We start from the raw sequence: 24,230 nt of genomic DNA, 5'->3' as shown, positions 1-24,230 counted from the left end.
CCCGGCGAACTACGCCTCCACCGCATCCAACTGCGCGATCACCCTGGCCAGCGGCATCGGTCGGCCCAGCAGATAGCCCTGCACCTGGTCACAGCCGTGCGCGGCCAACCACTGATGCTGCCCGGGGGTCTCCACGCCTTCGGCGATGATGGTCAGGCCCATGCTGTGCCCCAGTGACAGCAGTGCACGGCAGATGGAGGCATTGCGTGGATTGGTTTCCACGTCCGCCACGAAGCTGCGGTCGATCTTGAGGATGTCCAGCGGCAGATGCTGCAGGTAGGACATGTTCGAATAGCCGGTACCGAAGTCGTCCAGCGAGATGCAGATGCCCTGCTCATGCAGGCGCTGCATGGTCTGCTTGGCCTGGCCGGGCTTGCGCATCAGGCTGCTCTCGGTCAGCTCGACCTGCAGCGCACCGCGGGCCAGCCCGAACTCCTGGCTGGCACGGGTGAACTCGGCCACCAGGTCGCTGTTGAAGAATTGCACCGCCGAGACATTCACCGCGATCGGCAGGTCCCAGCCGGCATCGACCAGCTGCCGCTGTGCCTGCGCGGCGGCGCGGATCACCCAGCGGCCCAGCGCCAGGATCAGGCCGGTGTCTTCGCACAGCTGGATGAACTCACCCGGTGGAATGAAACTGCCGTCGGCCTGCGGCCAGCGCAGCAGGGCTTCCAGCGCGGCCGGGCTGCTGTCGCCTGCGTGGCAGATCGGCTGGTAGTACAGCTCGAACTCGGTATCGATCGCGCTGTGGATGCGCCCAGCCAGGCGCAGGCGTTCGGACAAGCGCGAACTCACGGTGGTGTCATACCAGGCGATCACGTTGCCTTCGTCGCGCGCCGCATGCGCGGCCTGCGCGGCCATGCCGATCACCTGCTCGGCGGTGCTGGTGTCGGCGTCGGCCTTGACCGCCACGCCAATGCGCGGCTCGAACTGGTGCAGCCAATCCTGCCCGCGCACCGGCTCGGAGACGGTCTGCACCAGGGTGTCCAGCGCGGTCTGGCGCTGATGGTCGTCGCGGATGGCGAAAATGAAATCCTCGGCCGGCTGGAAGGCCAGCAGCCCATAGCGCACGCCGAGCCCGCCCAGGCGCTTGGCCATCGCCTGCAGCACCACGTCGCCGACCTCCCGGCCGAGCGTATCGGCGACCAGCTGCAGGCCACGGAACTGCACGTAGGCAATGGTGTACGCCCCGCCCTCCTCGTCCAGCTGCGCGGCCAGCGCACGCGTATTGAGCAGGCCGGTCGCCGGGTTGTGGGTGGCGTGATACGCCAGGTCGCGCTCGTAGGCCAGCCGCTCGCTGACGTCCTCGGCCAGCACCAGGCAGGCCTGGCGCCCATCGAAATCCAGCCGGGCCAGATGCGCACGGACCTCGAACACGGTGCCGTCCTTGCGCTGGTGCAGGCGCACCTGCGCATCCTGCACGTCGCCGATGCGGGCCTGGGCGATCGCCCCGCGGATCTCCTCCCAGCCTTCGCGCGGGCGGATATCCAGGATGCTCATCGCCAGGAATTCATCGCGGCTGTAGCCGTACTGGCGCACCGCCGCTTCGTTGACTTCCAGGAAGCGCAGCGTGTCCGGATCGAACACCCAGAACGGCGCCGGGTTGCGGTCGAACAGCAGCCGGAACTGCCGTTCGGCCTGCTGCACCCGGGCCAGCGCATCCACCCGCTCGCTGACATCGGTCAATGCCCCGATCATGCGGCGCTCGCGGTCCACCACCGCCACCCGCTGGCCACGCGCGGACACCCAGCGGATCGCGCCCCCGGGCAACACCAGGCGGAACATTTCATCGAGCACGCCGCTGCCGGCAAATGCGGCGTCGAAGGCCTGCTGCATGCGTACGGTGTCTTCGTGGTGCACGCGCGCGAAGAAGTCGGCGACCGGCAGGCTCTCGATGTCGATGCCGAAAATCTCACGCGCCAGCGGTGACCAGCGCAACAGGCAGGCATCCTCATCCACGTACCAAGTGCAGACCTTGCCAACCTGGTGCGCCATGCGCAGTTCGGCATGGCCGGTGCGCAGCTCCTCGCTCAGCGTGTCCTGATCGCGGGTGGCACGGCGCAGGCTCACATACACCGCGCCGAACAGCGCCCAGTACAGCAGATAGACGCCGATCGAGGCCTGCACATACGGCCACCACGCTGCCAGCACATCGCGCCGGCCCAGCCCGGCGTAGACCGCCAGCGGGTACTGCGCCAGCGTGCTGAGGCTGGAAATCCGTTCTATGCCATCGACCGCGCTGATCTCGGTCCCCAGCGGCGTCAACGCGTCTCGGCGCAGCAGCTCGCGCTTGGCCAGGCCGAAACGACGCCCCACCACCCCGGCCGGGTCCGGACTGCGCGCCAACACATAGCCATGCGGGTCGGTGATGGAGATCACCCCGGCATCGCCGGTGTCCATGCCGCCGATGATCGACTGCAGTTCGGCCGTGCGCAGCCGTGCCAGCAGCCAGCGGTCGCCGCCCATGGGCAGCGCCAGCGGCAGGATCCACTGCGCGGCATCCAGCGCTTGGGGTGGGCCAAGGAACACCTGGCTGCCCTGCCCGCGGTTGTCATCCACCGCCCACAGCGGCAGCTGCAGGTCGCCGCTGCCACTGGTCAGGGCGCGCCCGTACTGGTCGACCACCACGATGCTGTGCAGTTCGGCATGCCGCTGCAGCGCGCCGGTGATGCTGGCGTCGAGCAGATCAGGGGCTTGCGCCGGCACGCGCTGGAACAGCAGCGCACCATCCCGGGAAATGCCCTGCATCACCCGCTCCAGATTGCGCAGCTCCAGCCGCAGCAGGCGCTGGGCACCGGTCGCCAGCGCCGAGCTCTGGCGCTGCGCGGCTTCCTGTCGGCGCTGGCCATCATTGACCAGCGTGGCCACCAGCCCGGCAGCCAGCAGCGCACCCAGGCAAACCCCCAGCCATACGAAGGTCCGCAGTGGCCGCGCCAGGGCACGGTTCAACGCGGGCATCGCAACCCTTTTCCCGAACGACAGGCTGACTTCATCTGTAAACGCTTCCTGGTTTCCCCAAACCTGAGCGGCCGCTGCCCGGGATTCTTGACGCCTTGATCGTCACGCGGGCGCCGACGGGGCGCGCGCGGAATCCGTGCCGCGCCAGCATGCACGAGCACGCGCAGGACGGGAAGCACCGCAGCGGTGCGTTCACCTCGGTGAATCCGGGGACGGGCAGATCCGGTACCCGATGCCGCCGAAGCCGGCATAACCGTGCGCCCGGGACAGGATTAGACTTGGATGTTTCCGTTGCAGAGAAGCTCAATGTCCAAGCTGCGCCGCCCCACCCTGATGCTCGCCATTGCCGCCAGCCTGTCGCTGAGCCTGGCCGCCTGTGACCGCCAGGCGACTGCGCCGGCCGCGGCCGCGCCCGAAGCCGCTCCGGCCGAACCGGCCGCGCCCAAGCCGCAGCTTGGCAGTTTCGGCTTCGACGCCGCCGGCATGGACCGCAGCATCGCCGCCGGCGATGACTTCTTCGGCTTCGCCAACGGCACCTGGGTCAAGAACACCGAGATCCCGGCCGACCGTTCCAGCTACGGCAGCTTCAACGTCATTTCCGAAAAGACCCTGGCCGACACCCGCGCGATCCTCGAAGGCGCCGCGGCCGATACCAAGGCCGAGGGCGAGACCAGGTTGATCGGCGATTACTACGCCGCCTTCATGGACGAGACCGGCATCGAGTCACGCGGTGCCGCCCCGGTCAAACCAGCGCTGGACGCCATCGCCGGGATCAGCGACAAGGCCGCGCTGGCCACCGCGCTGGGCGGCACCCTGCGCGCCGATGTGGACCTGCTCAACGCCACCAACTTCTACACCGACCGCCTGTTCGGTGTGTGGGTCTCGGTGGATCTGCTGCAGCCGGACCGCACCGCGCCGTACCTGGTGCAGGGCGGCCTGGGCCTGCCGGACCGCGACTTCTACCTGCAGGGCGGCCGCATGGCCGAGATCCGCAAGCAGTACCAGGCGTATATCGCCCAGGTGCTGCAGCTGGCCGGCGTCGCCGATCCGGCGGCCAAGGCCCAGCGCATCCTCGCGCTGGAGACCAAGATCGCCCAGGCCCACGCCACCCAGGAAGACACCAACGACGTCGCCAAGGGCGCCAATGCCTGGAAGCAGGCCGACCTGAGCGCCAAGGCGCCGGGCATGGACTGGAGCGCTTTCCTGGCCTCGGCCGGCCTGGACGCCCAGCAGGACTTCATCGTGTGGCAGCCCAAGGCCGTGGCCGGCATTTCGCGCCTGGTCGCGACCGAGCCGCTGGAGGTCTGGAAGGACTACCTGGCCTTCCATGCACTGGACCGCGCCGCCCCGTACCTGCCCAAGTCGTTCGCCGATGCGCGCTTCGCCTTCCACGGCACCACGCTCAACGGCACCCCGCAGCAGAGCGAGCGCTGGAAGCGTGCGGTGGATGACAGCAACCATGCGGTCGGCGAAGCGATCGGCAAGCTGTACGTCGAGCGTCATTTCGACCCGGCCACCAAGGCCCGTGCGGACGAGATGGCCAAGAACATCATTGCCGCGTTCGCCAAGCGCATCGATGCGCTGGAATGGATGTCGCCGCAGACCAAGGCGCGTGCCAAAGCCAAGGTCGATGGCCTGACCGTGGGTATGGGCTACCCGGACACATGGCGCGATTACACGGGCCTGGAGATCAAGCGCGATGACGCGCTGGGCAATGCCGAGCGTGCCGAGCTGTTCGAGTACCGCCGCAACATCGCCAAGCTGGGCAAGCCGGTGGACCACAGCGAGTGGGCGATGCTGCCGCAGACCATCAATGCGATGAACGTGCCGCTGGAAAACCGTCTGGTGTTCCCGGCTGCGATCCTGCAGCCGCCGTTCTTCGATGGTGCGGCCGATGATGCGGTGAACTACGGTGCGATCGGTGCGGTGATCGGCCATGAGATCAGCCACGGCTTCGACAACGCCGGTGCGCTGTTCGATGAGACGGGCAAGCTGCAGAACTGGTGGACGGCGGAAGATCTGAAGAAGTTCAACGCGGCCGGTGATGCGCTGGCGGCGCAGTTCAGCAGCTACAGTCCGTTCCCGGGGGTGTCGGTGAATGGTCGTTTGACGCTGGGCGAGAACATTGCGGACGTGGCGGGTCTGTCGACGGCCTACGATGCGTATCAGTTGTCGTTGCAGGGCAAGCCGGGCCAGACGCTGGAGGGCTTCACGCCGGATCAGCGGTTCTTCCTGGGCTTTGCGCAGGCGTGGCGCAGCAAGGCGCGTGAGCAGGCGCTGCGCAATTCGCTGTTGACGAACGTGCATGCGCCGGGCCAGTTCCGTGCGTTGACGGTGCGCAATCTGGATGCGTGGTATCCGGCCTTCGAGGTGAAGGAAGGCCAGAAGCTGTATCTGGCGCCGGAGAAGCGGGTCAAGGTGTGGTGAGGTTTTTCATCACGTTTTGCTGAGATGAAAGAACGGGCGCTTCGGCGCCCGTTTTTTTTGTCGTAGAGCTTCAGAGCTTCAGAGCTTCAGAGCTTCAGAGCTGAAGAGCTGAAGAGCTGGAGCAGAGCAACGGCTGGGGTTTGCGGCTGCTCTGGCTTGGGCGGGCATGGGCGGGGTGTCGGGACCCGCTGCAAGTACGTCCATGTAAGCTCGTATGCCGCCATCCATGGCGGCATACGGTCCCGCCACCCCACCCATGCCCACCCTTTGACAATGGGCTGGTGCGCAAGGGAAAAGCGGTCCCCGGCTCCGCGGCTGTGGCAGTGATTGGGTTTGTTTCGCTGGCCCGCTTCGATCTGTAGCTTTGCTACTCGGCTTCGTGGAGCAACACAGTGACGCTCTGCTGCTTTGCTCTGCTGCTTTGCTCTGCTGCTTTGCTCTGCTGCTTTGCTCTGCTGCTGCGCTGTGCTCTGCTGCTGCGCTGTGCTCTGCTGCTGCGCTGTGCTCTGCTGCTGTGCTCTGCTGCTGCGCTGTGCTCTGCCGCTCAGCTTTGCTGCTCCCGCTCTGCTGCTCGCGCTTTGTTGCACCGCACTTCTGCAGTTCTGTGCCGCTTTGCCGTTCAGCTGTTCAGCTGTTTAGCTGTTTAGCTGTTTAGCTGTTTAGCTGTTTAGCTGTTTAGTATCGCCACTCTGATCCACTGGTTGGCACTGCTACTGAGTCTGCCTCTTAGCGCTGCTGCTCCGCGATGCCGCTCAGCTCCGCTTACTGGCCTTTGATCTCAGCATGGCCACCGGCCAATTGTCAGGGGGCGGGCACGTGTAGGCTGGAGGGACCGTATGCCGCCATGGATGGCGGCATTCGAGCTTACAGGGACGTACTTGCAGCGGGTCCCGGAAGCCTATGCGTGCCCGACCCAACCATCGGACACAGGCACTCGCGATTCACCGCTTCAAGGCCAATCAGCAAGCACGCTGGCAGCAACGCCCATCCGCGTGCATGCGCGCGTCGCCAGGCCATCCTGCAGTGCACGCCGGAACAGTGGCGCCATGCCCTTCAGCATCACCGCAGAGGCACGCGACTGCGCACGTTGCATGGGCGTGCGCGCCAGCATCGTCGTCGCCCAGTCCGGCAACAGCGCCGCGCCGGCACCCAGGAACAGCTCGCGCGACAGTCCCGCCATCGGCACCGGCAAGCGGATGCCGGACAACACCGCCAGCACCTCGCGCGAGCGCGCATCGAACACCAGCGCCGATTGCTGTTGTGCGAAGTACGCGTCGACCTCCGCTTCCGACGCCGGCACATCGGTGGCGCCGAGTGCTTCGGCCACGCGCTTGTACTCGCGGTAATACTGATCGGCGATGGCGCCCGGGACGTCGCGGCAATAGCGCCGGCAGCCCTGCAGGAAACCATAGGCCTCGGTCACGTGTACCCAGGTCAGCAAGGCGGGATCGTCCGCGGAATACGCGCGGCCGTCGGCCGTGTGCCCGCGCACCTGCGCGTGGATGCGGGTCACCTTGGCGATCAACGCCTCGACTTCCGCGGCCGGTGCGTACGTGGTGCCGGCGACAAACGCGGTGGTTCGGCGCAGGCGGCCGACCAGGTCATCGCGGAAATTGGAGTGGTCGTACACGCCGGCCAGCGCCAGCGGATGCAGGGTCTGCAGCATCAGCGCGCACAGGCCGCCGGCAAGCATCCCGGGAAATTCCGAGTGCACGCGCCAGGTGATGCTGTCCGGGCCGAACCAGCCGGGGTCGCCCAGGGGATGGTCGTAATCGATCCCACTCTGGCCGCGGGGGAAAGCACCCAGTACCCAGCGGCGGATCGGGGCAGTGGCGGGGCGGGCAAGCGAACGCAGCAGGGAAGACATCAACAGTACCGAGGGCGGAGCGGGCCGGCGTTTCGCGCGGATGCGTCAATTCTGCGTGATACCGCCGGGGCTGGCGAGGGCACCGTCGCGCTGGGCCCGCGCATTGTGCAACTGCAGCATGGGAACCGGCGTCCACAGGCTATTTACCCGGTGATTTACGTGCCGCAGTGCGCAAATCCGCTGCGAGTTTGCCCATTCAGGCAGGAATGACGCCGGATCTTTGCGCTTTGCCCATTGCCAAGCGCCGTGAAAGTGCTAGAACTGGACGTGCCACAACGTCGTCCAATGCGCTGCCGCACGTTCCAGAAGGAGCTCGTCATGATCGCTTTGTTCAAAGGTTTGGGTTTGCTGTTGCAGGACAACGAGCTGTACAGCAGCCCGTTCGAAAAACAGGTCGCGCATTGGCGTAACAAGAGTGAACAGCAGATCCGCGAGGAAGTCGCGGTGCTCGCCAAGGCCAAGGGCCAATGGCTGATGGCCTCGATCGTCGGGTGGCAGGCATCCTCGCTGCTGATCCTCGGCCTGATCAGCAACTACCTGTGGAAGGATGACTTCCATATCACCTTCACCCGCGTGGTGATCGTGTTCGGCTCATGGGTGTCGATCCTGTTCGTGATCTGGTTCATGGCCAACATGTTCGATCACACCGCCGGCTTCGAGCGCTGGATGAAGGCCTTCAACAGCCGCGCCCGGATCACCTCCGATGCCGATACGGTGGAGTGCGTGGCCGAAGCGCTGGATATGGCCCAGCACTATCCGGAAGTGCTGGACTACAAGCAGGCCGTGAGCGCCAAGCGCGAACTGCGCCATGAGGATATCCGCATCATGCGCGAGATCGGCCGGATGAAGCAGCACACCGAACTGGTCGGCCAGCTCAACCACGTGGGCGAGCAGCCCAACGGAACCAACCTGCATCTGCAACCGGCGTTCTGACCCTACTGAAACGCGGGGGGAGCCACGATGCCACCGTGATCACTCACGGTGGCATTGTTCTTTCTGGACCGCGCTGACGCAGTGCTGGAAGCCAGCCGGCAACCCCGCCATCTGCTCGGTCTTGCCGACTGCCACCGACAGCCGGTGCAGGGGCGGATAGGCGCAGTCCTTGTCCTTCCCGCAGCGCGCATCCAGCACCAGGTAGTGGCAGTGACCACTGCTGCTGGCGATGCAGTCGAAGCTGGCCACCCCGTTGTCGACCGTGGTCTTGCTGTACAGCGCATCCACGCCATTGGCGCGGATGCGGGTGACGGAGGTGTTGCTCGATTGCTGGCAGGCAGCCAGCACCAGCACGCAGAGACTGGCGACAACGGCGATACGCATGGCAGGCTCCCGACAAAAGAAAAGGCGTCTTACATCCCGCGGAACAGACTCATGAAGGGCTGGCTGACGTTGAGCACTTCGGCGCGGTGCTTCAAGCGCAGCTGGCCGCGGCCGGTGTCATCGCGGGTGACCGCGGCGACCGCTTTCATGTTGACGATGGTGGAACGGTGGATCTGGCGGAACCGTTGCGGATCGAGCGCGTCGAGCAGTTCGCGCAGCGAGGTGCGCAGCAGGCTTTCACCCTGCTCGGTGACCACGGTGGTGTATTTGCTGTCGGCACGGAAGTAGATCACGTCTTCGAGCATGATCAGCTGGGTGTCGCGCCCGTTGCTGGCCGTGATCCAGGCCAACGGCGGCGCGCTTGAGGCGGCGGCGGGCTGCTGGCCCAGGCGCTGCAGCAGTTGTTCCAGCATGCCGCTGTCCGGCCGGCCCAGCTGCATGCGCGCCAGAATGCGCTCACGCGTGGCGAGCAGACGCTCATCGCTGACCGGCTTGAGCAGGTAGTCGATCGCGCCCTGTTCGAAGGCATCGATGGCGTACTGGTCGTAGGCGGTGACGAACACCACCTGGGTGCGCGGGCTGATCTCGGGCAGCGCGCGGGCCACCTCGATGCCGGTGATGCCCGGCATGCGGATGTCGAGCAGGGCCAGATCCGGCTTCAGCTCGGCCAGGCGCTCCAGCGCGCTGGCGCCATCCTCGCATTCGGCCACCAGCCGCAGCTCCGGCCATAGCCGCTGCAGCTGGGCGACCAATGACTGCCGCAGCAGGTCTTCGTCTTCGGCAATGAGTGCATCAAGCTGCATGGATCGCCTCCCGGGCATCGCGCGGCAGGGTGATCGTCGCCGCCACGCCGCTGGGGAAATTGGACACGATGGCCACCCCGGCGCGCTCACCGCAGGTCAGGCGCAGGCGCTCGCGCAGGTTCTTCAGGCCGATCCCGGTACCGCTGGTGCCCTGCCCGAAACCGAGGCCATCGTCGGCCACGGTGAGGGTGACATGGTCCTCGAAAGCGCGCGCGATGATCCATACCGTGCCACCGCCCGGCTTGGGTTCCAGCCCGTGTTTGATCGCATTCTCGACCAGGGTCTGCAGGGCCATCGAGGGCAGCGGCACGCTGGTCAGCGCCGGCGGCACATCCACCTGCAGGGCCAGGCGTGCGCCCATGCGGATCTTGAGGATTTCCAGGTAGGCCTGGGTGCGCTCCAGCTCCACCCCCAGGGTGGACATCGATTCATCCACGCTGGGCAGCGAGCTGCGCAGGTACTGGATCAGGTGCCCCAGCATCTGGTCCGCGCGCGGCGGATCAGTGCGGGTCAGCACCTGCGCGTTGGCCAGGGTGTTGTAGAGGAAGTGCGGCTCGACCTGGGCATGCAGCAGGTTGAGTCTGGCCACCGAGAGTTCCTTCTCGGTCGCGGTCTGTTCGGCGGCGGCCTGTTCGTCGCGGCGCTGCTCGGCCACCCGGCGGGTGATCGCACGGCTTACCGCTTCGGCGTTTTCATGGTTGCTGCCTTCGTCCACCGCCAGCAGGTCCGCCCAGACGCCGGCGTCGGGCTCGAACAGCAGCGTCACGCTGCTGGTGCCCTGCCCCGGCGTGACCGTGGCGAGCACGCTGTTGCGCTTTATCGCCAGCCGCGCAGGCAGGTTCCAGCGCGACGGTGGGCGGCCGTTGTAGGTGTCCACGCGGCGTACGTAGGCACGGACCTGCAGGCTGCCCGGAGCGCTTTCGATATCTTCCACCCGCGGCAGCTCGGCGATGGCCGCTTCGACCAAGGCGAAGGCGGGGCCCGCATCCATGGGGACCTCGATCTGGCGCCGCTGGCGGCTGGACAGGGTGGCCGCGTCCAGGCGCCCGGCTGCGTGCTGGACCCGGCGGATATGGGCAATGCAGCTGCCCAGGGCGGTCACCATCACGAACAGGGCCAGCAAGCCGAACACCCAGCCGGGACCTTCGTCCATGCCGTGGAAGAAGCCACTCCAGACGAACCCCGCCACCACGATGGCGGCGGCCCAGGCCAACAGAATGCGGAGAATCAGGGAGAGGCTGGCGAACACGGCGGCGTCATCACATAGGGAGTGAGGCGAGCATAGCCCTGCCGCCAGCGGGAACAAGCGGCATGCGACGAAGGCGGGGAATGGTGGGACGAAGCGGTGTAGAGCCACCCCATGGGTGGCTGGCTTTCTTCCGGGACCGCGAAGCCACGCATGGCGTGGCTCTACGTCTGGGTTCGAGACCGCGAAGCCACGCATGGCGTGGCTCTACAGCGGGGTCCGGCCGGCGTGCCGGCCGGACGCGGTCTTATTTTCGCTCGGCGGCGCTGGCATCACGCGGGGCGCGGAACTGGGAATCTTCACTCCAGTTCGGCCAGGCGCGCGAATTGGCCAGCTGGTTGCCCAGCGTGTACAGCACTTCCAGATCGCGCGAGGCACCGGCGAAGGTCCAGTCCGGCTGCCATTCGTCCCCCTGCTGGTGATAGCGCTTGGCGGTGTAGTCATCCGACGCCGCCTTGCCAGCGGCGACGCCGCCTTCCACCCAATCCTGGCCCGCCGAGTACGACACCGCCGGCACGCCACGCTTGGCGAACGGGAAGTGATCGGAGCGGAAGAACAGGCCGGCTTCCGGCTTGGGATCCGGCGTATAGCGGATGTCCCAGCCCTTGGCGACGTCCTTGAGCTGGTCCAGCAGTTCCAGCTTGGCCGAGCCGTAGATGCCGAAGTCACGCGAGGGACTGAAGGGCGCCATGCCATCCATGTTGATCAGCGCCACGGTCTTGCCCAGCGGATACAGCGGGTGGGTGGCGTAGTACTCCGAGCCGAGCAGGCCCTTTTCCTCGGCGGTGACGGCCAGGAACAGCACCGAACGCTCCGGGCGCTTGGCCTTGGCGAAGCCGCGGGCCAGTTCGACCAGCGAGGCGGTGCCGCTGGCGTTGTCCAGCGCACCGTTGAAGATGGTGTCACCGTTCGCGTCCGGCTTGCCCACCCCGATGTGATCCCAGTGCGCGCTGTAGATCACGGTCTCATCCGGATGCGTGCTGCCTTCCAGGCGCGCGGCCACGTTGTGCGAGGTGATCACCTCGGTCTTGACCGCGTACTTGGCCGAGAAGGTCTCGCCCTTCAGCTCGACCGGCTTGAAGTCACGGGTTTGCGCCTGCTTCTTGAGCGCCTCGAAATCCAGGCCGGAGCGCTTGAACAGTTCCACCGCCAGATCGCGCTGGATCCAGCCTTCCAGCAGCGGATGCGCGTCGGCCGGATTGTCGCGGACCACGTCGAACATGGTGTTGGTGTTGGAACCGGCCACGGTGGCCCAGCCATACGAGGCCGGTGCGGTCTCGTGCACGATCAGCACGCCGAGGGCGCCCTGGCGCGCGCCTTCTTCGTACTTGTAGGTCCAACGGCCGTAGTAGGTCATGCCCTTGCCGTCGAAATCGCCCTGGCCGGTTTCGAAGTCCGGATCGTTGATCAGCACGACCGCGATCTTGCCCTTCAGGTCCACGCCCTTGAAATCGTCCCAGTTGCGCTCGCCGGCCTTGACGCCGTAGCCGAGGAAGACCAGCGGCGCGTTCTTGATGTCCACTTCGCTGGCACCGTTCATGGCGGCACGCACGGCGATTTCCTTGCCCTGGCTCAGCGTCTGCGGCGTGCCTTTGCTGCTCAGCGAGAGGCTCGGGGTGCCGACGATATCGCCCTTGAGCAGCGGCACGGCCTGGGTCCACAGGCGCTTGCCATCCTTGAGGTCGCCGCCCGGCTGCAGGCCCGCCGCTGCGAACTGCTTGCTCAGGAACGCAATGGTCTTCTCTTCACCGGCCGTGGCCGGCGAGCGGCCTTCATAGGCATCCGACGCCAGTTCCTTGACGTCGGCGGATATCCGCGCGCCATCGAATTTGGGAGTGGCGGCCATCAAGGCCGACGACACCGACAACGCCAACAGGCTGATTACCACACGCTTCACGCTGCACCTCATGACTGACCGACAATCGCCCGAGTGTAGGCCAGAGCTGCCGTGCGGTGCAGTGCCGGTCTACACAGCGGCCGCGCGAGCCAGCAGCAGCACCTTCTCACGTGCGTTGGCGGTCAGTGCGGCTGCACGCGCGAAGGCCGCGCGCGCTTCGTCGTGCCGGCCCAGCTGGGCCAACAGATCACCCTGCACCGCGGCCAGCGGCGCGTAGTCGCGCAACCGCGCATCGTCCCCGAGCGCATCGACCAGGGGCCATGCGGCGGCCGCACCCTGTGCCCGCGACAAGGCGACCGCGTGGTTCAGCGCGATCACCGGCGAGGGCTGGCGCTGGGCCAGCCGCGCGTACAACACGGTCATCCGCGCCCAGTCGGTGTCTTCGGCGCGGCGTGCGCGCGCATGGCACTCGGCGATGGCCGCCTGCAGTGCATAGGCGTCGTCGCCACCGCCCAATGCAATCGCTTGCTGCAGGGCCGCCTGGCCACGGGCGATCTGCAGCCAGTCCCAGCGCGTGCGGTCCTGGTCGGGCAGCAGGATCGGTGTGCCGGTCGCATCCGCACGCGCGGCGGTGCGCGATGCCTGCAGTTCCATCAACGCGAGCAGACCCTGCACCTGCGGCCAGGTCGGCAGCCGGCCGGCCAGCACGCGGCCCAGCCGCAGCGCTTCATCGCACAATGCCGGGCGCATCCAGTCATCGCCGGCACTGGCGGCATAGCCTTCGTTGAAGATCAGGTAGACCACCTCCAGCACCGAGGCCAACCGCTCCGGCAGCGCCGCCTGGCGTGGCACTTCGAACGGCACCTGCTTCTGCGCCAGCGTGCGTTTGGCGCGTACGATGCGCTGGGCAATGGTCGGCTCCGGGGCGAGGAAGGCGCGCGCGATCTCCTCGGTGGTCAGCCCGCCAAGCAGCCGCAGCGTCAATGCCACGCGCGCATCGGCCGCCAGCACTGGGTGGCAGGCGACGAACATCAACCGCAGCAGGTCATCGCCGATGTCGTCTTCCAGCGCACCGCTGTCATCGGGCGCCGGCAACGGCAGTGGCTCCAGCTCACTGCCGTACTGCGCATGCTGGCCGGCGACGCGGCGGTGCTGGCGCAGCACATCGATGGCACGGTTGCGCGCGGTGGTCATCAGCCACGCTCCGGGATTGTCCGGTACCCCCTGGCGGGGCCAGCGCTCCAGCGCGGCCAGCCAGGTGTCCTGGACCAGCTCTTCGGCACGGCCGACATCGCCGCCAAGCAGGCGGGTCAGGCGGGCGGTCAACACTGGCGACTCCATGCGCCAGATCGTCTCCAGTCGTTGCGTCAGTGCCGTGTCCATGCGGCCGATCAGAGCACCAGCGCGGCCGGGGCACAAGCCGCACCGCGGCGTGCCATCGCGCCGGTCCGGGCTCAGGGCTGCTTCATGCAGTTGACCATCCATGGCTTGCCGTAGCGGTCGATCAGAAAGCCCCAGCGATGGGCCCAGAAGGTCTCGGTGATCGGCATCTTGATCTCACCCCCGTCGGCCAGCGCCTTGAACACACGCTCGGCTTCGTCGACCGAGTCGACCTCGATGTTGATCGTGGTGCTGCCCTGCCCGTCCGACGACGGGCCATCGGCGGCCATCAGGACCGCCGAGCCAACCTCCAGCTGGCTGTGGGCAACGTGGTCCAGTGTCTCCGGCGGCATCTCGCCACAGCCCTCCTGGCTTTCCATGGGAGGCATGTCGCGGTACTTCATTTCAGAGGTGACCTTACCGCCGAGCACCTGCGCGTAGAAGGCCATGGCGTCATGGGTCTTGCCGTTGAAGCCGAGGAACGGAATCAGTTTCATGGGAATGCTCCAGGGATGCGGGGGGATCAATCGGCGGTGCCGATCTGGTCGCGCAGACGCTGTTCCTGCGCCTGTAATTCAGGAGTGAAGGCCGCGCCGAAATCCTCGGCACTGAGGATCGGCCGCAGCTCGACCACATCCCCGGCAGCGAACGGGGCGCGCTTGAGCCATTCGGTGGCCTCGTCCAGCGAGCGCACCTGCCAGAGCCAGAACCCGCAGACCAGCTCGCGGGTTTCAGCGAAGGGCCCATCGATGACACGCGGCGGTTCACTGCCGAACGCCACCCGGCGGGCGCGCGCGGTCGGGTGCAGGCCCTCGCCGGCCAGCATGATCCCGGCCTGGACCAGCTGTTCGTTGTAAGCGCCCATGGCGCGTATTTCCTGCTCGGTGGGCAGTTGACCGGCCTCGGTGGCCGCCGTTGCCTTGACCAGTACCATGACTTTCACGGGATGCTCCTGTGTGCCAGCCCGTCACCCGGGCCGTTCACTGGATACAACGTGCCCGCAGGGCGGAAATCGACACGCCGCACGGGTTTATTTTTCCGCCCCTGAACGGGGCACCGCTGCGGCGCTGCAACACGTCCCGGGCGCGGGCTGGGGCATCATGCCGTTTCCCCCGCTCACCCCGGTCCGGCCATGCAATTCCTGTTGCTGATCTACATCGACGAAGGCCTGTTGCAGGCCCTGCCCGGCGACGAGTACGACCGCCTGATGCACGACTGCCTGCAGCATGCCGACCGCCTGCAGGCCGAGGGCACGCTGGTGCTCGCGCAGAAGCTGGAACCGGTCGACAGCGCGCGTACGCTGCGCGTGCGCCAGGGCCAGACCCGCATCACCGATGGCCCGTTCGCCGAAACCCACGAATTGTTGGCCGGCTTCAATCTGATCAACGCGCCGGACCACGCCGAGGCGATGCGCATCGCCCAGCAGTTCCCGTGGTCACGTTTCGGCAGCATCGAGGTGCGCCCGCTGGCCGACATGGACGCCGAACGCGTGCGCGTCGGCGCCTGACATGGCTCAGGGCAACAGCGTGATCTTCAGATCGCGCGGGCCGATGGCCTCATTGCCGCTGTAGTCACGCGCACTGCCACGCAGGATGTAGTCGCCGGCCGGCAACGCGTCGGGCTGCCAGCGCCCGGTCTCGACCAGCCCATCGCGCACGGTGTTGGTGACCAGGTAGCGGAACCGGGTGACCGCGCTGCCATGCACGGTGATGCCACTGTCCGGCGCGTAGGCCACGCGGGTGGCGCTGTCTTCGCGCGGCATCCGGTTGAAGACGATGTTGAAGCGCGGCTGCTCGTAGCCGGCCAACGGCTGGCCCTGCGCATCCAGCACCTGGTAGCCGACCTGGTACAGCCCCAGCCGCCGCCGCGGCAGGTTGCGGTCCACCTGGTCCCACGCCTCCACCACGATCTGCACGCCCGGGCCTTGCCTCGGAACTGCAATGCGGCCATCGGCGCCGGCCTGGATCGGCTGATCCAGATCGTCCAGCACCGCCACCTCGGTGATGCGCGGCGCGAAGGTGTCGGCGTAATCGATGAAGCCCAGCGCCACCGCATTGCGCTCGAAGCCGCTGGCACCCACGCTCAGGTGTACATGCGCCATGCGGTTGATGCTGCCCAGCGCCTCACCTGCAGCGAAGCGCGTACCACGGCGCACGCGGATGCGCGCCAACGTGCCGTCCTCACCGAACAGTGGCTGCCAGCGCGCATCGAACGGACGATCGCGCGGGTCGCGGCCGACCTTCATGTGGATGTACTTGAGCCGGCCCAGTGACAGGCCCTCGGCCTGGCCACCCACTGACCACGCCGCGAACGGCGTATCCACCTTGCCGTCGGCAATCGCCAGCACCGGCTGGCCGACATCGCCGCGGATGTCGAAGCCACCGTGCAGGTGGTGGCGACTTTCGCCCTTGAAGTCGCCGCGCACTTCACCCAGGGTGCCGACCACTTCATGCCACCCGTCCTGCGGGGCCAGTGGCCACCGGCCGGCGGTCTGCGGCAGCGGCGCGTCCGGCGCCGGGCCGATCAGCGCCGGCGGCGCGGCTTCTCCTGCCGCCAGCGCACGCAGCCGGTGCACACGGTAGGACGCGGCATCGGCCAGGTACAGACCACCCTCGGCATCGAGCGCGAGCGCGGTGGGACGGGCGAAGCGCGGTTGCGGCGGCACCCCCGCCAAGGCCAGCTGATGCCCCTGCGCCGAGATCTGCACCACCTTGCCGTTGATGTCGCTGGCATAGATCACCCCGTCGTGGGTCACCGCCAACGACAGCGGACCACTGAGCAGGCCCCCATCGGCGACGCGGGTGCTCAGCGTGCCATCCGGTGCAAGCTGGCGGATCGCGTTGTTGAACAGGTCGGCGATCAGCAGATTGCCGTGCGGATCCAGTGCCAGCGCCACCGGCGTATCCAGGCGGGTGACCGTGCCCAAGCCATCGAGCATGCCCGGGCGTTCGCCGCCCGCGACGGTATGCACCCGTCCATCGGGTTCGATGACGCGGATGCGGTCGTTGTAGGTATCGGCCACGTACACGCGGCCGCCGGCGTCCACCGCCACGCCCATCGGCCCATCGAAACGCGCCTGCGCGGCCGGCCCATCGACGAAGCCCCGCTGGCCATCACCGGCCAGCGTGCTCACGGTGCCGTCCACCGCGATGCGGCGGATCACGTGGTTGCCGGTATCGGCGACGAAGACGTTGCCGCTGGCATCCAGCGCGATCCCGGAGGGCGTGTTGAACTGCGCCTGCAAGGCAGCGCCATCGCGCCAGCCCTCGCCCTGCCCGGCCAGGGTGTCCACGCGGCCGTCGGGATGGACGCGGCGGATGCGGTTGTTGTCGCCGGCATCGGCGATGTACACGATGCCGTGTGCATCCACGGCCACGCCGTACGGATCGGCAAAGCGCGCCTGGGCGGCGGGGCCTTCCGTGCTGCCGCCGACGCCGTCGCCGGCCAGCACGCTGATCTGCGGCGTCCAACCCAGGGCCGTCGCCACCGGGCCCGGTGGCGGTGCCGGCGCCGCCGGTTCGCGCAGGAAGGTCCAGACCAGCGCTGCTGCCATCAGGGTGGCGATCAGCACCACCATCGTCCATCGTCCGCGCGTCATCGCCGTCCTTGCCTGCTGCTGTTCGGGACACGACCTTAGCCGCTCGCAGCGCGCCTGCAAACCCTGCACGACGAACGCGACTTGTGCGGACGCCACGTTCCGGTTTCAATCGGGGTTCATTCCATGGAAGGACACCGTCATGCGGCGCCTGCAACGTCATCGTAGTGCCCTGGTGCTTGCGCTGGCGATCGCAGGCAGCAGTCCCGTCCACGCCCGTGTCGACACCGGCGATGGCACAACAGCGCCACAGGCGCAGGTCCTGCGCGACGCCGTCGCCGATGCGGCCGATCAAGCCGCACAGGGCGACACGTTGGGTGCACTGATTGCCTTTGAACGCCTGCTGGCGAGCCCTGCCCTGCCCACGCTGTCGCAGGCCGACCGTCTCGAGGCCTACAGCCAGGCGGCGTGGACCGCGCTGCAGACCGGTCAGACGGGGCTCGCACGAACATACCTGCAGAGCGCACGCCAGCTGTCGCCGGATGAACCGCGTGTGCTGTATCTGCTCGGGGCACTGGATACCCAGGAGGGCAATCCGCTCGACGGCATCCGGAACATCACCCGTGCAGTGCAGCTGGCGCCTTCATTCGCGGGCGATGTCAGCATCAACATGGCCGCGCAGTTCATCCAGCGGTTGCAGGGCCAGGAGGATGTGTTGCGCGCGTTCCTCGAGGTGCTGTTCCAGCGCCAGTGGAAGCCCGATGGCGTGGAGCCGACTGATTTCTGGCGTACGCTCGCGCTGCTTCAGATCAATGCCGAGCAGTCCGAACGGGTCGCGGCCACCCTTGCGCGCATTGATACCCCGATGGAAGTCATCGCCCTGCGCGCGGACAAGCGCTTTGATCGCTTCATCGATCGCGACAGCCCTCGTTTCGATCCACAACAGTCTGCCCAGCGCCATCTGGACACGCTGCGGCTGGACACGCTGCTGGCGCCGGAGAACGTGACCGCGCTCTCTGCGATGAGCGAGGCGATGCTGCTGATGGGAAAGAACGAGGACGTCCTCGCGATGACGGACCGGGCGGCCAAGGTGGCTGCCGGCCCGGGCATTCCGGACACCTTCGAGGGGTCCGGCGACCTCGCGTGGCTGCTCAACAGTCGTGCCATCGCCCAGCGACGGCTGGGCGACATCGAGACGGCGATGGCCACCATGACGTTCGCGGGCCGCTTCTCGGAGGGCGGCGGCAGCAATGTCAGCCAGCGCCTGAATCTGGCCGTGTGGCAGACCGGCATCCTGCAGCCCCGCCAGGCACTGGAGACCGCCAACGGCATCGGCGACAACCTCAGCCCGTACGGTGAAGCGGTGCAGCAGTGGGTGCGCTTTGCGGCCTACCGCCAGCTTGGCGATCTGGCCCGTGCCGAACAGGCAAAGGCATGGCTCCAGGCGCATGACGATGTTGCCGCAGGCTATTTCATGGAGGCCCTGCTGGAGGACAACGCCTTGGACGCCGCGGCCGCGCATCTGATCGGCAGACTGCAATCCACCCAGCACCGCAGCGATACCCTGCTGTCGGTCCAGCGCTTTGTCACGGTGCCCTCGCTGCCCGGCGATGCGGAGCGCGATCGCCGCTGGTGGCAGGTGGTGGCGCGCCGCGATGTCCAAGCGGCGTTGAACGCCGTCGGCCGCAGTGACGCGTACGCGATCGTCGCACGCGGCTCCTCGCGCTGAGCCCGGCCCCTACTTCGCCGGCGTCTCCACCTTGAACCCCATCGCTTCGCGGTAGCGCACGTACAACGCGCTGACCTTCTCCACATAGGCCAGCGTCTCGGCATACGGGGGCACGCCCTTGTAGCGCGTCACCGCACCGATCCCGGCGTTGTACGCGGCCGCAGCCAGTACGCGGTCGCCTTTGTAACGCCGCAGCAACGCCTTCATGTAACGCGCGCCACCGCTGATCGACTGCTCGGCCGAGAGGGGATCGGCCACGCCGTATTCGGTGGCCGTATCGGGCATCAGCTGCATCACGCCCTGCGCGCCCTTGGGTGAGATCGCGCCGGCATCGAAGCCACTCTCGGCATGCGCGATCGCGCGCAGCCAGGCATCGTCCACGCCGGTGGCCTTGGCTGCCGCCTTGAACTGCTTGGCATGCCGGTTCAACTGCGGCGTACCGACCTTGCCCAGCCCTTCGTGCGCCGGCTCGCCCGGGGGCGTGGCCACGGTGAACTTCAGGAACACGCGCGAGCCGGGCAGGTTGCGGGTGGAGTAGACCAGCGCACCCTCCTGCTCACGCTCGTACAGGGTGCCGCTGAAGACGCCCATGTTGCCCCACAGGTTGGGGGTCTGCACGGCGTTGTCGTCGATCTGCTGCGGGGTGCATCTGGAGCCCGGCTCCGGCGCGGTGGCCAGGCTGACCGTGTTGCTCTGCACGCAGCGATAGACCGTGCGCGCCGATGCCAGGCCAGGCAGCAGCAACGACAACAGGGCCAACGCGGCAGGCAGGGTCGGATTCATCGGGCTCGGATCGGGGCACGGAAGGGTGCGGCGCGATGATCCGGCCGGGGGCGCGAACCGAAGGTGAATACCGGGCTGCCGCTGGGCACGCGCTGGCGCCCTGCCCAGGGCTGACGGATTCAACCCCTCATGGAGCGTCCCGCCTCCGCTCCCGCCCGTCCCGGCGCGCGGCAGTGTTTCAATCCCCGCGGACTGATGGTCATATAGCGGCTCGGGGCAGTGAATGCCCTGGCCCGTCGGGCTGCCATGGAACCCCTTTTCGACTAGGCATCGAGGTCTGTTTGAACCGCGCCAGGATCATCGCCGTCACTGTAGTGCTCGCCCTGTTGGGCGCCCTGGTGCCGATCGCCACGGTGTTCTATTTCACCTGGAGCCGCGCCAGCGAATCCGAGCAGGTGCGGCTGCAGACCACGGCCGAGCGCACCCTGCAGCGCGCGCATCGTGCCTACGAGATGGCACTGACCACCCTGCACGAGCTCAACCAGAGCACACTGGTGCCCTGCTCACCCGAGCACCTGCAGCTGATGCGCAGCCTGGCCATGCGTACCCATTCGGCCGAGCAGGTGGGCTACTTCGAACAGGGCCGGCTGGTCTGCAATTCGTGGGGGCCGGTGACGGCCGAGATCCCGCAGCCCACGCCCGGGTACGTGACCGCCGAAGGCGCCGGCATCACCCTCGGCGTCCGGCCGCTGGCCGGCAATCTGGAGCAGCCGTTGATGGCGCTCAGCTTCGGGCAGTACGACATCCTGATGGACCCGGCGCGGCTGGTCGATGTGATCGCCGACCCCAACGTGCGGCTGGCGGTAGCCAGCCCGGACGGGCGCCTGATCGCGCAGCAGGACATCCAGGACCAGAAGCTGCTGCAGCGGTTGCTGCGCGAGCCGGCCAGCGGCATGGAAAGCCAGACGCTCTACGCCACCGCGCAGGACCAGGAGTGGTTGGCCGTTGCGACCGCCCCGCGCACCGATCTGGTCGCCGCGTTCCGCCACCAGATCGGGCAGTTCATTCCGCTGGGCGTGCTCGGCGCGCTGGCGGCGATCGGGGGTGTGGTGTGGCTGTCGCGGCGGCGGCTGTCGCTGCGGGGCGAACTGGCCACGGCGGTGCGCAGGCGCGAGTTCTTCATGCACTACCAGCCGATCATCGAGCTGGACACCGGCATCTGCGTGGGCGCCGAATCGCTGGTGCGCTGGCGTCGGCCCGATGGCACGCTGGTGCGGCCGGATCTGTTCATTCCGCTGGCCGAGGAAGCCGGGCTGATCGAGGCGCTGACCGATCAGGTCATCGACCATGTGATCGCCGACATGCGCACGCTGCTGATACAGGACCGCACCGCGCACATCGCGATCAACCTGGCCGCCGAGGATGTCAGCAGTGGCCGGGCGTTGAAGGTGCTGTCGAGCAAGCTGCACGGCACCGGCATCCACCCCCAGCAGATCTGGCTGGAGGCAACCGAGCGCGGCTTCATCGATTTCCGCCGCGCGCGCACCAGCCTGGCCAATGCGCGGCGCATGGGTCACTGCGTGGCGATCGATGACTTCGGTGTCGGCTATTCCAGCCTGCAGTACCTGCAGCAGCTGCCGCTGGATGCACTGAAAATCGACAAGTCGTTCATCGATGCGATCGGCACCGACAGCGCCACCAGCCCGGTGACCTCGCACATCATCGACATGGCCAAGACGCTCGGGCTGTTCACCGTGGCGGAGGGCGTGGAAACCCCGGCCCAGCTCGCCTATCTCCAGGCGCGCCAGGTGGAGTTCGGGCAGGGGTGGCTGTTCTCGAAGGCACTGCCGCCGGCCGAGTTCATGGCGTTCCACCAGCAGCGCCAGCAGCAGTACGGACAGGCACCGGAGGACATGCAGAACCCCAACGGCGACACGCCGGCCTGAGCCGTTGCGTCATTCCGCCTCGAGGCCGGCCAGCGTCATCACCCACGCCGGGACCTGCGGCTCGCCAACATAGAACGCCTTCGGTCTGCCCTCGGCCATCGCCCAGCGCTGGATCCAGCTGATGCCCCCGGCGCCGTTGTAGCCATCGGCATGCTGGTAGGCCGGATCCTGCAGTGCCGCCTCCAGCGAGATGAAGCGATAGCGGCGCCGGCGCGTGGCGGCGACCAGTTCTTCCACACAGTCCGCGCTGAGCGCATTGGCGTGGATCAACCACACCTGTGCAGGCAACCGGCCCAGCAGCTGCTGCCCCTGCTGCTCGTAGTAGTCCAGCTTGTTGAGCATGTAGGGCACATAGCCGCGACGCAGCTGGCGCAGGCGAGCCTCCCGCGCGACCGGATCGGGCTCGGTATCGCGCACGTGATCGTAGGCGAAGGCCCAGATCCATTCGCTGTTGTCGACCGTGACCGGCGCGACCTGATAACCATGTTGCTGCAGGAACGCGCCGAGCGCAGCGCGTTCCTGCGGTGACTGCCCGGCACGCAGATACGGATGCCGGAACCAGCGCGGTGCCTGCCCGGTTTCGGCCAGCAGTGGGCGCAAGGTGGCTTCACCGCGCAGGATGTCCTGCTCATACGCGGCCAGGCCGATCGCGTGCAGATCGACATGGCCGTAGGTGTGGTTGCCCAGTTCGACACCGGCATCGCGCCAGTCGCGCAGCATCTGTACCCGCGTTGGCTGCACCTGTCCGTCCAGCGCCAGCTTGACCTCGTTGACGAACCCCACCACCGGCACGTCGGCCCGCTTCAGGGCTGCGATCAACTGTGCATGACGGGCGGCAAGCTCGGGCTCGGCGCGTTCGTCCAGGCGCTGCCAGGGCAGATCATCGATCGTCAGCGCGATGCGTCGATCCGGCTCAGCCGCCTGTGCGACCCCGGCCAGGCACAGCAGCGCCAGCAGGCCACTTCGAAGGACTCCGTTACGCACCTGCCACTCCCATCGCGATACCCGGCCCCAGCATAGCGCCGGGTATCGCGGCTCACCTTGCCGTGTGCGGCGGCTCGGCTCAGTGCGCGATCGGGGCCCACGCACGCGGCTGGCGCAGCACCACCACCAACGTGGCCAACAGCAGCACCAGCAGGACCGCCGGCAGCCAGCGCTCGCCCATGGTTTCCAGCATCACCCCGCCGACGATGCCGGCCAGCGCGATCGCCAGGTTCCAGCCGGTCACCACGAACGACTGCGCGATGTCACCGGCCTCATCGGCGCGACGTGCCACCGCGGTCTGGAACTGGGTGGCAACGCCCCCGAACGACACCCCCCACACCACCGTGCCGATCAGCAGCACCCACGGTGTGCCCGGCCACAGCCCGAACGCCACGGCCGACAACGCAAACGCCAGCGTGCTGGCAATGACCAGTTCGCGCAGCCAGCGGTCCACCAGCAGCCCGGTGATCCAGATACCGACCAGCGCGGCCACGCCGAACACCAGCAGCAGGCGATCCAGCCAGGCCGCCGCGCCGGACAGCGCCGCGAACGGTTCGATATAGGTGTAGAGCACGTTATGCGCCAGCACGTACAGGAACATCGTCAGCAGCGCAGTGCGCATGCCGCGCAGCCGCAGTACGTTGCCCAGCGGCTGCTGGGCCGCCGCGCCCGGGGCCGGCAAGGGTGGCAGCACCAGCCGCGCCCACACCAGCAAGCCGACGCTCAGCAGCGACATCAACCCGAACGCCCAGCGCCAACCAATGGTCTGGCCGAGCAGGGTGCCGGCCGGAATGCCGAGCGACAGTGCCAGCGGCGTGCCGACCATCGCCACCGCGATCGCGCGGCCCTGCAGCTGCGGCACCACCATGCGGCTGGCATAGCCGGCCACCAGCGACCACAGCAGGCCCGCGCTGATGCCCGCGCAGAAGCGCGCGACCAGCATCAGGCCGTAGTGGTGCGTCATCGCGGTGATGGTGTTGACCACCACGAAGCCGGCGATCGCAGTGAGCAGCAGCGGGCGCCGCGGCCAGCGCCGGGTCAGCGCGGTCATCGGCAATGCGGCGACGAGCGAGCCCAGGGCGTAGATCGTGACCAGCTGCCCGACCAGCGCGCGGCTGAGGCCGAGATCGGCGCTCATCGGGGAGAGCAGGCCGGCCGGAAGCGCCTCGGTGAGGATGGTGATGAAGCCCGCGCAGGCCAGCGCCAGCAGCCCGCCGAACGGCAACCGGCTGGCGGCGTTGGGCAGGGGGAGGGCGGTGGAATCGACCGCGTGCCCGCTCATGGGCGCGCCTGGGTGGGTGCCGCATCGAAGGACGTGGGCTCGCGGAGGTCCGGGAGGGAAGACATGGGGGCACCAGCAGAAGGGGGAGCGCCACGGTAGGCGGTGAGCCGCCAGGGAAACAGCCGGGTGGCGCTCCGCACATTCCGGACCGGCGAGGCCGCAATCGGTGAAGCGCCCTCCCCGCAAGGTCTTCGGC

At 67.6% G+C, this 24,230-nt stretch carries 18 protein-coding genes; 5 read left to right on the top strand and 13 right to left on the bottom strand.

Going from position 1 to position 24,230, the window contains the following annotated elements; genetic code table 11:
* Positions 1-9: 9 nt before the first annotated feature.
* Positions 10-2,958, bottom strand: coding sequence for an EAL domain-containing protein (locus tag ABE571_RS10185; protein WP_346483064.1), 2,949 nt, complete (start codon positions 2,956-2,958; stop codon positions 10-12).
* Positions 2,959-3,264: 306 nt separating this feature from the next.
* On the opposite strand from ABE571_RS10185, the gene ABE571_RS10180 reads away from it, so the two are divergent.
* Complete coding sequence (locus ABE571_RS10180) at positions 3,265-5,385, top strand: M13 family metallopeptidase (protein WP_346464031.1); 2,121 nt, start codon at positions 3,265-3,267, stop codon at positions 5,383-5,385.
* A gap of 949 nt (positions 5,386-6,334) precedes the next feature.
* On the opposite strand, the gene ABE571_RS10175 is transcribed toward ABE571_RS10180, so the two are convergent.
* Positions 6,335-7,252, bottom strand: coding sequence for an oxygenase MpaB family protein (locus ABE571_RS10175; protein ID WP_346493664.1), 918 nt, complete (start codon positions 7,250-7,252; stop codon positions 6,335-6,337).
* A gap of 318 nt (positions 7,253-7,570) precedes the next feature.
* Here ABE571_RS10175 and ABE571_RS10170 point away from each other — a divergent pair, with 318 nt between their 5' ends.
* Entirely contained in the window at positions 7,571-8,185 is a 615-nt protein-coding gene (locus ABE571_RS10170; protein WP_026070179.1) for a hypothetical protein, read from the top strand.
* 39 nt (positions 8,186-8,224) lie between these two features.
* On the opposite strand, the gene ABE571_RS10165 is transcribed toward ABE571_RS10170, so the two are convergent.
* The 7 genes from ABE571_RS10165 to ABE571_RS10135 all read right to left on the bottom strand — a co-directional run bounded on the left by ABE571_RS10165 (position 8,225) and on the right by ABE571_RS10135 (position 14,778).
* A complete protein-coding gene (locus ABE571_RS10165) occupies positions 8,225-8,569 on the bottom strand; it encodes a hypothetical protein (protein WP_313211750.1) in 345 nt (114 codons plus the stop codon).
* 29 nt (positions 8,570-8,598) lie between these two features.
* On the bottom strand, positions 8,599-9,372 hold the full coding sequence (locus ABE571_RS10160; protein ID WP_313211749.1) for a LytTR family DNA-binding domain-containing protein: 774 nt from the start codon (positions 9,370-9,372) through the stop codon (positions 8,599-8,601).
* Positions 9,362-10,621, bottom strand: coding sequence for a histidine kinase (locus ABE571_RS10155; protein WP_313211748.1), 1,260 nt, complete (start codon positions 10,619-10,621; stop codon positions 9,362-9,364). Before ABE571_RS10155 ends, ABE571_RS10160 begins: the two co-directional genes overlap by 11 nt.
* Positions 10,622-10,865: 244 nt before the next feature.
* Positions 10,866-12,515 (bottom strand): M28 family metallopeptidase, encoded by a 1,650-nt coding sequence (locus ABE571_RS10150; RefSeq protein WP_346464032.1) that lies wholly within the window; start codon positions 12,513-12,515, stop codon positions 10,866-10,868.
* A 69-nt stretch (positions 12,516-12,584) separates the two neighbouring features.
* Positions 12,585-13,838, bottom strand: coding sequence for a sigma-70 family RNA polymerase sigma factor (locus ABE571_RS10145; RefSeq protein WP_346464033.1), 1,254 nt, complete (start codon positions 13,836-13,838; stop codon positions 12,585-12,587).
* 71 nt (positions 13,839-13,909) lie between these two features.
* On the bottom strand, positions 13,910-14,332 hold the full coding sequence (locus ABE571_RS10140) for a VOC family protein (protein WP_346464035.1): 423 nt from the start codon (positions 14,330-14,332) through the stop codon (positions 13,910-13,912).
* A gap of 26 nt (positions 14,333-14,358) precedes the next feature.
* Positions 14,359-14,778 (bottom strand): YciI family protein, encoded by a 420-nt coding sequence (locus tag ABE571_RS10135; protein ID WP_313211743.1) that lies wholly within the window; start codon positions 14,776-14,778, stop codon positions 14,359-14,361.
* A 189-nt stretch (positions 14,779-14,967) separates the two neighbouring features.
* Here ABE571_RS10135 and ABE571_RS10130 point away from each other — a divergent pair, with 189 nt between their 5' ends.
* Entirely contained in the window at positions 14,968-15,342 is a 375-nt protein-coding gene (locus tag ABE571_RS10130) for a YciI family protein (protein WP_313211742.1), read from the top strand.
* 6 nt (positions 15,343-15,348) lie between these two features.
* Here the strand turns inward: ABE571_RS10130 and ABE571_RS10125 are convergent, their stop codons facing one another.
* Positions 15,349-17,433 (bottom strand): gluconolaconase, encoded by a 2,085-nt coding sequence (locus ABE571_RS10125; protein ID WP_346493663.1) that lies wholly within the window; start codon positions 17,431-17,433, stop codon positions 15,349-15,351.
* Between the two features lie 139 nt (positions 17,434-17,572).
* On the opposite strand from ABE571_RS10125, the gene ABE571_RS10120 reads away from it, so the two are divergent.
* Positions 17,573-19,099: a hypothetical protein gene (locus tag ABE571_RS10120; protein ID WP_346493662.1), complete on the top strand. Its 1,527-nt coding sequence runs from the start codon at positions 17,573-17,575 to the stop codon at positions 19,097-19,099.
* A 9-nt stretch (positions 19,100-19,108) separates the two neighbouring features.
* Here ABE571_RS10120 and ABE571_RS10115 read toward each other — a convergent pair whose 3' ends face one another.
* Positions 19,109-19,882, bottom strand: coding sequence for a lytic transglycosylase domain-containing protein (locus ABE571_RS10115; protein ID WP_346493661.1), 774 nt, complete (start codon positions 19,880-19,882; stop codon positions 19,109-19,111).
* Positions 19,883-20,163: 281 nt separating this feature from the next.
* On the opposite strand from ABE571_RS10115, the gene ABE571_RS10110 reads away from it, so the two are divergent.
* A complete protein-coding gene (locus ABE571_RS10110; RefSeq protein WP_346493660.1) occupies positions 20,164-21,768 on the top strand; it encodes an EAL domain-containing protein in 1,605 nt (534 codons plus the stop codon).
* A 9-nt stretch (positions 21,769-21,777) separates the two neighbouring features.
* On the opposite strand, the gene ABE571_RS10105 is transcribed toward ABE571_RS10110, so the two are convergent.
* Together ABE571_RS10105 and ABE571_RS10100 are read right to left on the bottom strand one after the other, a co-directional pair.
* A complete protein-coding gene (locus ABE571_RS10105) occupies positions 21,778-22,725 on the bottom strand; it encodes a polysaccharide deacetylase family protein (protein ID WP_346493726.1) in 948 nt (315 codons plus the stop codon).
* Between the two features lie 106 nt (positions 22,726-22,831).
* Positions 22,832-24,034 carry an MFS transporter gene (locus ABE571_RS10100; protein ID WP_346493659.1) on the bottom strand — a complete coding sequence of 401 codons (1,203 nt, stop codon included), beginning with the start codon at positions 24,032-24,034 and terminating at the stop codon, positions 22,832-22,834.
* Positions 24,035-24,230: the final 196 nt, after the last annotated feature.

Origin of the sequence: Stenotrophomonas sp. TWI273, assembly GCF_039674765.1 — a bacterium.
GTDB lineage: Bacteria > Pseudomonadota > Gammaproteobacteria > Xanthomonadales > Xanthomonadaceae > Stenotrophomonas.
This window is presented reverse-complemented; position numbering and strand designations above follow the sequence as displayed.

Excerpts from the sequence above, each read along its gene's own strand:
- ABE571_RS10185 (WP_346483064.1), bottom strand. The coding sequence starts at position 2,958 with ATGCCCGCGTTGAACCGTGCCCTGGCGCGGCCACTGCGGACCTTCGTA.
- ABE571_RS10180 (WP_346464031.1), top strand. The coding sequence starts at position 3,265 with ATGTCCAAGCTGCGCCGCCCCACCCTGATGCTCGCCATTGCCGCCAGC.
- ABE571_RS10175 (WP_346493664.1), bottom strand. The coding sequence starts at position 7,252 with ATGTCTTCCCTGCTGCGTTCGCTTGCCCGCCCCGCCACTGCCCCGATC.
- ABE571_RS10170 (WP_026070179.1), top strand. The coding sequence starts at position 7,571 with ATGATCGCTTTGTTCAAAGGTTTGGGTTTGCTGTTGCAGGACAACGAG.
- ABE571_RS10165 (WP_313211750.1), bottom strand. The coding sequence starts at position 8,569 with ATGCGTATCGCCGTTGTCGCCAGTCTCTGCGTGCTGGTGCTGGCTGCC.
- ABE571_RS10160 (WP_313211749.1), bottom strand. The coding sequence starts at position 9,372 with ATGCAGCTTGATGCACTCATTGCCGAAGACGAAGACCTGCTGCGGCAG.
- ABE571_RS10145 (WP_346464033.1), bottom strand. The coding sequence starts at position 13,838 with ATGGACACGGCACTGACGCAACGACTGGAGACGATCTGGCGCATGGAG.
- ABE571_RS10140 (WP_346464035.1), bottom strand. The coding sequence starts at position 14,332 with ATGAAACTGATTCCGTTCCTCGGCTTCAACGGCAAGACCCATGACGCC.
- ABE571_RS10130 (WP_313211742.1), top strand. The coding sequence starts at position 14,968 with ATGCAATTCCTGTTGCTGATCTACATCGACGAAGGCCTGTTGCAGGCC.
- ABE571_RS10125 (WP_346493663.1), bottom strand. The coding sequence starts at position 17,433 with ATGACGCGCGGACGATGGACGATGGTGGTGCTGATCGCCACCCTGATG.
- ABE571_RS10120 (WP_346493662.1), top strand. The coding sequence starts at position 17,573 with ATGCGGCGCCTGCAACGTCATCGTAGTGCCCTGGTGCTTGCGCTGGCG.
- ABE571_RS10115 (WP_346493661.1), bottom strand. The coding sequence starts at position 19,882 with ATGAATCCGACCCTGCCTGCCGCGTTGGCCCTGTTGTCGTTGCTGCTG.
- ABE571_RS10100 (WP_346493659.1), bottom strand. The coding sequence starts at position 24,034 with ATGAGCGGGCACGCGGTCGATTCCACCGCCCTCCCCCTGCCCAACGCC.